This window comes from Acinetobacter harbinensis (genome assembly GCF_000816495.1).
In the GTDB taxonomy this organism is placed as follows: Bacteria; Pseudomonadota; Gammaproteobacteria; order Pseudomonadales; family Moraxellaceae; genus Acinetobacter; species Acinetobacter harbinensis.
The window spans coordinates 2,331,924-2,341,568 of the sequence record NZ_JXBK01000001.1 but is presented as its reverse complement, the minus strand read 5'-3'; the positions used below and the strand labels follow the sequence as shown (position 1 = coordinate 2,341,568).

The 9,645-nt window shown below is 42.4% G+C and carries 6 protein-coding genes and 5 tRNA genes; 7 read left to right on the top strand and 4 right to left on the bottom strand.

The features are described 5' to 3' along the window. The first annotated feature begins 93 nt into the window (after positions 1-93). The 6 genes from SE27_RS10925 (at position 94) to SE27_RS10900 (ending at position 1,179) form a co-directional block, all read left to right on the top strand. Positions 94-166, top strand: a tRNA-Val gene (locus tag SE27_RS10925). Positions 167-181: 15 nt separating this feature from the next. Then, positions 182-258: transfer RNA gene (locus SE27_RS10920), tRNA-Asp, on the top strand. A gap of 21 nt (positions 259-279) precedes the next feature. Then, positions 280-355, top strand: a tRNA-Val gene (locus SE27_RS10915). Between the two features lie 37 nt (positions 356-392). Then, positions 393-469, top strand: a tRNA-Asp gene (locus tag SE27_RS10910). Between the two features lie 99 nt (positions 470-568). Next, a tRNA-Val gene (locus SE27_RS10905) sits at positions 569-644 on the top strand. A 73-nt stretch (positions 645-717) separates the two neighbouring features. Next, positions 718-1,179 (top strand): DUF2750 domain-containing protein, encoded by a 462-nt coding sequence (locus SE27_RS10900; protein ID WP_039623347.1) that lies wholly within the window; start codon positions 718-720, stop codon positions 1,177-1,179. 2 nt (positions 1,180-1,181) lie between these two features. Here SE27_RS10900 and SE27_RS10895 read toward each other — a convergent pair whose 3' ends face one another. The 4 genes from SE27_RS10895 to yccS all read right to left on the bottom strand — a co-directional run bounded on the left by SE27_RS10895 (position 1,182) and on the right by yccS (position 7,673). Continuing rightward, entirely contained in the window at positions 1,182-1,964 is a 783-nt protein-coding gene (locus SE27_RS10895; RefSeq protein ID WP_039623343.1) for a YdcF family protein, read from the bottom strand. A 108-nt stretch (positions 1,965-2,072) separates the two neighbouring features. After that, complete coding sequence (locus tag SE27_RS10890) at positions 2,073-4,673, bottom strand: PepSY domain-containing protein (protein ID WP_039623342.1); 2,601 nt, start codon at positions 4,671-4,673, stop codon at positions 2,073-2,075. Between the two features lie 179 nt (positions 4,674-4,852). Next, on the bottom strand, positions 4,853-5,413 hold the full coding sequence (locus SE27_RS10885) for a hypothetical protein (protein WP_039623340.1): 561 nt from the start codon (positions 5,411-5,413) through the stop codon (positions 4,853-4,855). Positions 5,414-5,498: 85 nt separating this feature from the next. Continuing rightward, positions 5,499-7,673 carry a YccS family putative transporter gene (yccS, locus tag SE27_RS10880; protein WP_039623338.1) on the bottom strand — a complete coding sequence of 725 codons (2,175 nt, stop codon included), beginning with the start codon at positions 7,671-7,673 and terminating at the stop codon, positions 5,499-5,501. A gap of 130 nt (positions 7,674-7,803) precedes the next feature. Here yccS and SE27_RS10875 point away from each other — a divergent pair, with 130 nt between their 5' ends. After that, on the top strand, positions 7,804-9,021 hold the full coding sequence (locus tag SE27_RS10875; protein ID WP_406564544.1) for a multidrug effflux MFS transporter: 1,218 nt from the start codon (positions 7,804-7,806) through the stop codon (positions 9,019-9,021). The last annotated feature ends 624 nt before the right edge of the window (positions 9,022-9,645 follow it).

Here is a 9,645-nt window from a genome sequence, read left to right as displayed (position 1 = left end):
GGTAGTTCAGTTGGTTAGAATATCGGCCTGTCACGCCGAGGGTCGCGGGTTCGAGTCCCGTCCGCTGCGCCATTTACATGATAGACCTTTTAAGGGCGCTTAGCTCAGTTGGTAGAGCGTCTGCCTTACAAGCAGAATGTCGGCGGTTCGATCCCGTCAGCGCCCATCAATTTTTTGTGATGCAGCGGTAGTTCAGTTGGTTAGAATATCGGCCTGTCACGCCGAGGGTCGCGGGTTCGAGTCCCGTCCGCTGCGCCATTTACATGATAGACCTTTTAAGGGCGCTTAGCTCAGTTGGTAGAGCGTCTGCCTTACAAGCAGAATGTCGGCGGTTCGATCCCGTCAGCGCCCACCATATCTTCGGATATAAAACTTAGTGATAAGTTTGCAATGCAGCGGTAGTTCAGTTGGTTAGAATATCGGCCTGTCACGCCGAGGGTCGCGGGTTCGAGTCCCGTCCGCTGCGCCATTTTTCAATTTAAATGATTTGAAAAATGCCGGACTCCTAAAAAGATTACATATCGTGTTAATCTTGCATCAAAAATTCATCTCCTGAATTTTTTCTTTAGGGCGCTTAGCTCAGTTGGTAGAGCGTCTGCCTTACAAGCAGAATGTCGGCGGTTCGATCCCGTCAGCGCCCACCATAATTATCCTTGCTCAAACGTTATTTTTTTCATAAACTCTCAAAACTATAATAATTTTAAAGATTGAGACGTGATGAGAAATCCCTATCAACGTAAAGCTGCCTCTAAAAATCAAAATAATACCTACAATGCGCAAGCGATCTATAAGCAATTTATTGAAACTATTGTCGCTCAGGGTTCGGTGAATGCCTTATTTGATGAAGGTTGGGCTTTATGTGCAACCCCGACCGGTCAGCGTGCTTTTGCAGTGTGGCAACATAAGAGCCTGGCCAGATTGCTGATTAAAGACAATTGGGCCAACTATCAAATTGAAAATATTTCATTAAAAGATTTTATTGAGAAAGTCATTCCCTTTTTACGCGAAGAAAATACCTGCGTGTCTATGGACTTGACGCCTGAAGGTCAAAATATACTGGTGGCTCCAGAAAAATTATTACTGGATATGAAAAAATATTTATATCAGCTCTATATACAAAAGCCCGCGTTATTTAAAGACACGCAATTGCCATTGCCGCGTAGCATTCGCTTAAATTAATTTTAGTATTCCTGTAATAACCATCCGCTGATAAAGGCAAAGTATTCACGTAACCATGAGTTATAGCGAATATACAGTGGGGTGGGCGCACTTAAGGTTACAATCTGCTGATAGCCTTGATGTTTGGCAATGGCGCTACTGCGTAGAAGGTGAAAATCACTGGTGGCAATGGCAATCGGTTGCGATAAATCAATCTGTTTTGCGCGCAGTAAAGCGCGCGTATTGCGTAGATTTTCTTGCGTACTGGTGCTTTTACTTTCCAGTAAAATACGCGATGACTCAATAGCATACTGCTGTTGTAAATAGTCGGCCATCACTTGCGCTTCACTCTTTTTCTGACCGGTACTTAAGCCACCACTGACCACCAGCACACTCTTGGGATAGTGCTGCGCATAGGCGGCGCCAATATCTAAACGTTGTTTTAAGGTTGCAGAGGGTTGATCATTTTCGATGCCACTGCCCAAAATAATAACTGCCACAGTGGGCTGGGCTGTAGCATGCTGCTGAATAGCATGGTTTAAGTACAAGAAAAAAATCAGTACACTGCTTAACCATAAGAAGAATCCGCCCCATAGACAGCGCCATAAGATTTGACGCAGGCTATTTTTCTCAACAAAGCGCTGGATACGTTGAAAATATAGCGCATATCCGCTGAGTCCAATGCCGATCACCAAGGGCAGTACAATACCGAAGTGCATTTTATTCAGTGAAATCAGCCAAATGCTATCCAATATTAAGGCGCTGCCCGTGATCAAGCTGAGGCTGCGTTTGAGACGGTGAGACATATAGGGACTCTGCTGAAAATAAGGCTACTTATTAAGGACTTTTTAAAGATGAAAACGCCGAGCATTATGTCTCGGCGTTCTCAATATAAGGTAAGTTATTGCACTGAATCAATAGACATCGCGGCGATAACGGCCATCATGGCGTAGTTGATCGACACAAGCTTCACCCAGAATCTCGATTAAGGCTTGATCGACATCAGAGGCCATGGTTTTAATACTGCCGCAGACATAAATAACTGCGCCGCACTCAATCCATGCTTTAAGTTCTTCGGCTTGCTGACGTAGTTTATGATGTACATAGATTTTTTCGGCTTGATCACGAGAAAAAGCCAAATCCAGACGCTGTAACATGCCTGTGCTTTGCCATGCTTCAAGCGTGCTTTGATAGAAAAAGTCATGTTCACGTTGCCGTTCACCAAAAATCAGCCAGTTTTTAACATAATTTTGACGAGTACGTGCGTGTAATAGACTCATGAGGCCGGCCAGTCCCGTTCCATTACCAATGCAAATAATCGGACGGTTGTCGTCAATCAAATGGAAGGAGGGATTGGTACGAATCCGAAGTGCAATTTGACTGTTTAGTGCTGCATGTTGCGTCAACCAGCCTGATCCCAATCCTAAATGACCATGTGCATCTTTTTGTTGACGTACCACCAAGCGCAGCACTTGTTGCGAGGGAATACTGGCGATGGAATATTCACGTGCCGGCAGGGGACTTAACTGTTCCAATAAATGCTGCATATTGGCAAACGGTTCAATTTCTGTGCTTAAGTCTTTGTCCCATAATGCTTGTTCGATATTGATTCTTAATGAATCGACGAACGTGCGTGCAGCGATCTGATGTTGTTGCATAAATGCAGCAATACGCGCAGTGCTATTACCCGATTGAACTTCAGCAATATCTCCCGCTTGCCAATGGGCTTCATGTTTGGCCTGTAATTCAAGGTTAAACACCGGTGCAGCGACACTGTTTGGATTTAAGATATTGCGCTGAGTCAAAGTCCAATCATCAAAGGTCTTTTCAATAGTCATGGCCTGTAAGTCTCGTTTTGTGACTTTTGCCAATGCCATATTCCACGCTTGAATTTGTAGGGGATCGGTATTGTTCACTTCTATCGGCGCAAACCATGCTCGTGCACCATTGTCTTTTAGCCAGACATCGATACTGTGTGCAAAACGACAGAATGTTTCAGGATATTCTTGTGAGCCTAAAGCCAACACCGCATAGTTTAGATGACTTAGATCAACGTTACTGGACAGAATTTTCTTGGCAAAAGCAGAGGCTAAATCGGGTGCTTCACCAGTGCCATAGGTGCTGGCCACAAAGAGCACTTGCTCGATATTTTTTAAATCATCGAGGCTTAGCTGTTGTACAGACTTAACAGTTACTGGCTGCCCCACTTCTTGCAGACTGCTTGCGGTGCGCCAAGCCAGTTGTTCGGCTGTACCCGTTTGGCTGGCATAAGCAATCAACCATGCTTTGGCGTGTGGATCGACGGTGATGGCCGTTGCAGAGGCTTTGGCTTGCTGGGTTAATTTCTTTTGTTTACGACGCTTAAGATACAGCATCCAACCGGTGATAAAAAACAGCGGCATCATCAGCGCAGCCAGCACCACCAAAAATTGATAGACTGGACCGAAGAAACTCCCGCGATGTACTGGCAGCATACTGCTCATGATTTTTTCATTTAACTTTTTATCTTCATACAATTCCACGTGTTCAAGTGTGGAGGTAGAAGTATTGAATACGGCTTTATTGCGCGCACGTTCATGTTGAGCAATGGCATCGACAAAGCTCAGTTCAATTTTGCCATCGGGTTTTTTGGGTAAATTGACAGTGAGCGTTGAATAGTCGCGCCCGACTTGGGTGTTAAAACCTTGCCATGTTTGGGTTAAAGCAATGCTGATCTGTTCAGGGGATATGCCTTTTTGCTGTGCTTTAGCCTGATTGGTGTTGTTGCGTATCGCGCTATTTTCAGCGGATTGCTGTTTATTTTGTGGGCGCTTGTCCTTATTTTCTTGTGCTTCAAGTAGTGGTCGCTCTACACCCAGCACTTGATACATGCCACTGCGCCACCAGTCATACGACCAATATAGGCCAGTACAGGCCAGCAACAAGTAGAAAATCACCACCCACGTGCCAACCACTGCATGTAAATCCCACAGAAAATTACGCCCTTTGAGTTTCGGTTTGAGCATCAACCACTGTTTAAAGCTATGTTTTTTAGGCCAACGCAGATATAAACCACTGAGCACAAATACAATCAATATCAGGGTACAGGCACCCGTAATTTGCTTGCCCACGGGGCCGACGGTTAAGTTGCGGTGTAACTGCTGTATAAACTGGAAAAATTCTCGCCCTTTAATTTCAGGTAATATCGCGGCCGTATAGGGGTTAATCATCAGGTTATAACCCTTACGTGCGCCTTCTTTAACAATATTGATGCTAGACGATGCTGTCGGGTTTTTATCCAGCGTAATACTGTTAATTTTCATCTGTGGATCAGTAATCTGAAAATGCTGATACAGCTCGGCAGGGGTTAATTTAGCGCGATTTTCAGCCTGAACGGTATAACTGTCTGGATTCAGCCATTCTTGAATGGGTTTTTCATACGAGTACAGTGCGCCAGTGACACCCATAATGGATAAAATTAGCCCAGCGCTAATCCCGAGAAACCAGTGAACCTGAAAAAAGATTTTTTTTAACATAGTTGAGCGTTGGGCAAGGTGAGCAGTATTGGCGCAAATTATAACTGAACTTCTATTCAATAATATAGCGTTTGGAGGTAATATTTATTCTCATTCTCACTTAGATTTATGCTGATTAAAAAACCCCCAATTAATTGGAGGTCGTTTTAGAGCAAATATTGTTAAACAGCGCAGCTCATTTAAATAGCTTTAGCAGGGCCTACGGTTTCATTTAAATGCTTACGGATGGTATTGAATGAAAAGTTTCTTGAATCCATACGTTTTGGTAAAATATAAGAGCCTTGCTGATCTTTGACTTTAAAATTCACCAGCATAAATTCAGGCGTATTGTACCATTCGTAGACATCTTTCCAGCCAATTGCGCCCATGCCTTCTTGTGCGCCCATTTTCTGACGCATAATCAGACCACTCGGTTGAACGCCTAAACGAATGCCTTTAATTTCTTGTACGGGAAATTCATTCATTTTACGTTTGACATACCATTCTAGGCCAAACTTACGCACCAAAAAGTACGCGACGACGGCAAACAGAGCCACCCAACAAAAAATAGTCGAATAGTTCTTCAGTAAAAAGATACCGACGATTGATAAAACAGCCACAGCGGCCATGATAATCCATGTTTTGGTATTGATTTTATTGGTACTACGCCAGATGGTTAATTGCGCTTGGCGTTGTTCAGCCTCTGAAATTTCATAGTTCACAGGCTGTAAGGTATAAGCGTATAAGTTTTTCGCGGTCATAATGAAAATAACAAGTTTAGAACTGCAAAAAGTTTAGCATTATTTGATGCCGTTCAGTGAGGATATTGTGCCAAATTCGTCCTATTTACAAAGAGGCCAATTCAGTGGCTTGTTCATCGCGGTCGTGGCTTAAACTTTGCTTGAGTCGACTCAATTGATTCAAAATACTTAAGATCAATGACAGTTGCTGTAACACAATCAGTGAGGTCTGGTCTTCTTCTGGATTTTGATTTAAGCGCTGACGAATATGATCTAACAGATCGGGGGTGTTTAAATCGGGCATTTCGTCTCTTAACAAGGAGCCTTGAATATCATCTAAAGCCAAATCTAAAAGATTAAGCACTTCTGGGTCGTCTATTTTTTTCCGATGTGCGCCTAATGCCGCAATATAGCTGGTTAAAGTATGGTTTAAACATAAGAATTCAAAAGCCAAGATTTTTTGGGTCGGATCAAAATCGGGTTCAGTGGCCAAGGTTGAAATAAGAGAGGCCAAATCTGCATCATTGTTATGCGCAGCGCGGCGCACCACGCGATATTTCAATCCATTGTTACGGCCATGTTTATATTGCTCAGTCACTTCGGCCAAATAATTACACTGCGCTGTCAATGCGCGTTCGATACTGCGGGATAGACGACGGAACTTCCAATCGGGGAAAATAAAACTCACCCCAAACCATGCCAGCGCACAGCCAATCAGCGTATTCAGCATACGCGGTAGCGCTGCATCAAAACCCATACCATCTAAGTTAAAGTTAATCAGCGCCAGAATGGTGATAAATGCGGTGGCTTGTGCGTATTGTTTACTGCGCAAATCAAAAAATAGGACGCCACTTAAAATCAGCAGCAACAATTGCCCTTCAATCGAAGGCACGAAGTATAAAATAGCATAACCTAAAACAATACCCATTAAGGTGCCGACAATACGCAGACGTAAGCGTCGCTTGGTGGCATTAAAATTGGGTTGGCTGACAAAGAGTGCCGTCAATAAAATCCAATAGCCATACTCAATTTGGGTGACTTGCACAAAAATATAGCCAATCAATAAAACCACGGATACACGAATGGCATGTCTAAACAGCACCGATTCAGGGGTTAAATGTTGCTTCACCCGAATCCACATGTCTTGCCAACCTTTAAGGTCGTCATCTTTGAGTTGGTTTTCAATTTGTTTGCTTTTATCAAATTTAATATGGCGCTCTGTTTCCACGTTGCGTAGCTGCGCATCAATGGCTTTTAAATTTTGATACAGCGCAAACAGGGCATTAATCCAGATAGGATCATAGTGTTGTTCACTGCGTAATTTTTCTAAGGACAATTTTAAATTGGCAAAGGTGTGTTTAAAGCGGGGATTATGTTGGTAGGTTTCTCGGTGCAAAATACTGTTGCTTAAATCTTTGCAGGCTTTGGCCTGAATAGACAAGATACGCTGAAAGCGAAATAAAATATCACTGTGTTGGAAGATTTTGGCCAACTTCTGATAGTCAATATGCGCAGAGTCAGCGCGTTCATGAATATCTTGTGCCACAAAATAGTATTGTAGGCTGCGCCGTGTATCTTTTTGCCCGCGATCCCCTTTTAAACGCGTCAACAGGGCAGTTTTCATTTCATTAAAAATACCGACCAGTTTGCCATTTTCCAGTGACAGTTCAATCATGCTGTCTTGATAACTTTTGGGCGTCATATCAACATCGAACAGATTCGATTTGGCGAATAAAAAGTCGCCTAAAGATGAATAACACTGCGCTAATTTGTCTTGTACTTGGCGCACGGGAAACAACAAGAAACTAACGGTGGAAAGCAGTCCATACCACGCCGCCCCAATCACCAACAATAAAGCTTGTGTATACCAGTGTTCAAATAAGCCCACGCCTAACATCGAATAAACGGAAATGACCAAACAGCCATAAGAGATGGTGGCATAGCGCCGTCCTAACGAGCCTAATAAAATTAAACCAATACAAGAGATAATTAAGCCAAAAGCAAATAACACAGGATAGGGAAAGAGCAAATAAATCGAGACTGCGGTAATGAAAAACCCAATATAGGTATAAATTAAATTCACGATACGCACTGAAAAACGATCATCAATATCACTTAAGCCGGCTGCAACCATACCTAAAGTTAGCGGAATCGTGGCCAACTGGTAGCCCATAAAGTAAGGCACAAAAGCCGTTCCTGCAAACGCAATAATCATGCGCATGTTGTACATAAAGGTGGTGTTGTAGGTCGCTTGTTGCAGACGCGTAAGCCAAGGTTTCAAATGAGGTCCTTTACACAAAATGAGCTGTGTAGCCTGAAATTAAATTGTGTGATTTTTCACTTTCCAGATGAAGAAATCATACTATGTACAGTGTAAGCTTGTCTTTAATCTGGCCATTTAAAAAATAAATATGATTATGTCTGTATCAAAACCGACTCAATCCTACGCCACGACATGGATTATGCTACTGGCGCTGCTGACGTCTTTAGGGCCATTGTCTATTGATATGTATCTGCCGGCACTGCCACAAATGGCCAATGATTTTGGTATAACCACGCAAAGAGTGGCCAATACATTACCGGCTTATTTTCTAGGTTTGGCTTTAGGGCAACTGATTTATGGACCACTGAGTGATCGTATTGGTCGTAAGACCCCCTTATATTTTGGCTTACTACTTTATATTTGCGCCAGCATATTATGTACCTTTGCCAACAGTGAGTGGAGTCTGATTGCTGCACGTATTTTGCAGGCGCTTGGCGGCTGTGTCGGTGTGGTGATTGCACGCGCTGCGATTCGTGATCGCTTAGATTTACAAAGCTCGGCTCAAGCCTTTGCCAGTATGATGATTGTGATGGGCATTGCCCCAATTATTGCCCCCAGTTTAGGTGCTTTGGTGTTGCTATATTTTTCATGGCCTGCGGTGTTTGTGTTTTTAAGCGCCATTGGGTTGATCTGTTTAATCTGTGTGCATTTTTTCTTTCAAGAAACCTTGCCAGTAGAGCGCCGATTAAATTTAAACATTAAACAAGTGCTGAACTTATATGGCGCAATTTTTAAACAAAAAAGTTTTAGATGGCCGATGTTGGCCGGTTGTTTTTCCGGTGGTATTTTATTTTGCTATATCAGCTCATCAGCCAGTATTTTAATGGATGATTATGGGCTGAATCAGCAGCAGTTTGCCTATGCATTTGGTTTAAATGCGTTGGGTATTATGCTGTTGTCGAGCATCAATAAGAAATTAGGACGGACCTTTTCAGTCTTGCAGCGTTTAAAAATAGGCGCTGTATTGCAACTGCTTGGGGTAATGGTTTTGCTCAGCGCAAGCTTATTGAGCAATGTTGCATTATGGATTGTTTTAATCGGTATGTTTCTGGCTATTTCAGGGATTGGTTTTACGGGTCCAAATGCCATGGCATTGGCAATGGCAGAGCAAGGTGAACGTGCAGGTACAGCCAGTGCGGTGATGGGCAGTATGCAGTTTGCTTGTGGCTTACTGGCAGGAGTGATGTTGAACTTTTTGCTGTGGAGTGCGCTGGCCAATATGGCCATCGTGATGTTGATATTTGTGGGTATTATGCTGCTGTCTATTTGGAAATTGAGCCAACTGCGCACTCTTGAACGCCAGTAACGAATGATTGCTAACATCAAACAGACGATTAAAATCGCGCTTGCATTGTTGATCTTGAAGCTAAAATTTGCTTAAAGGTGGGATATGATTTTTGGAGTTTTAAATCATTTATACGCTCGCAGCCACATCTATTCGGTGGCTGTTCTTTTGTCTTATCAACAAATAGCCTTTGGCGCTGGCGATTGATGAACTAGACAAAAGCATGCGCATGTCAGGATTTTCATAAGCGATAGCGATACAGCTTATATTTAAAAAATGATTCTTATGCGTTTTAAGTGAACATGTTTTTTAGTCAATAACCCACCATGATTTTTATAAAAATCCTTTTGAAATGAAGTTTTTGGCGTAAATTTTCTATATACAATAGTCTAATAAAATCAGTTCAAAGTTTTATTAACAGATGTCTAACTGTATAAATATATTAGGCTTTTACGGCCTTTATCTATAAAACAGATCAATTTTAAATAAGTGTGCGGCAAAACTGATTTTAATAAACTTCAGAACTTGTTAAATTGAGTGCGTATAACTTACACATTGTGTTACTTATGTAGTTTTTTTATTTGTTTAGGTTTCATGATGAGCCTAAAACACAGCATAAAGTGCGATGTTTTTTTAGTGGGTTAA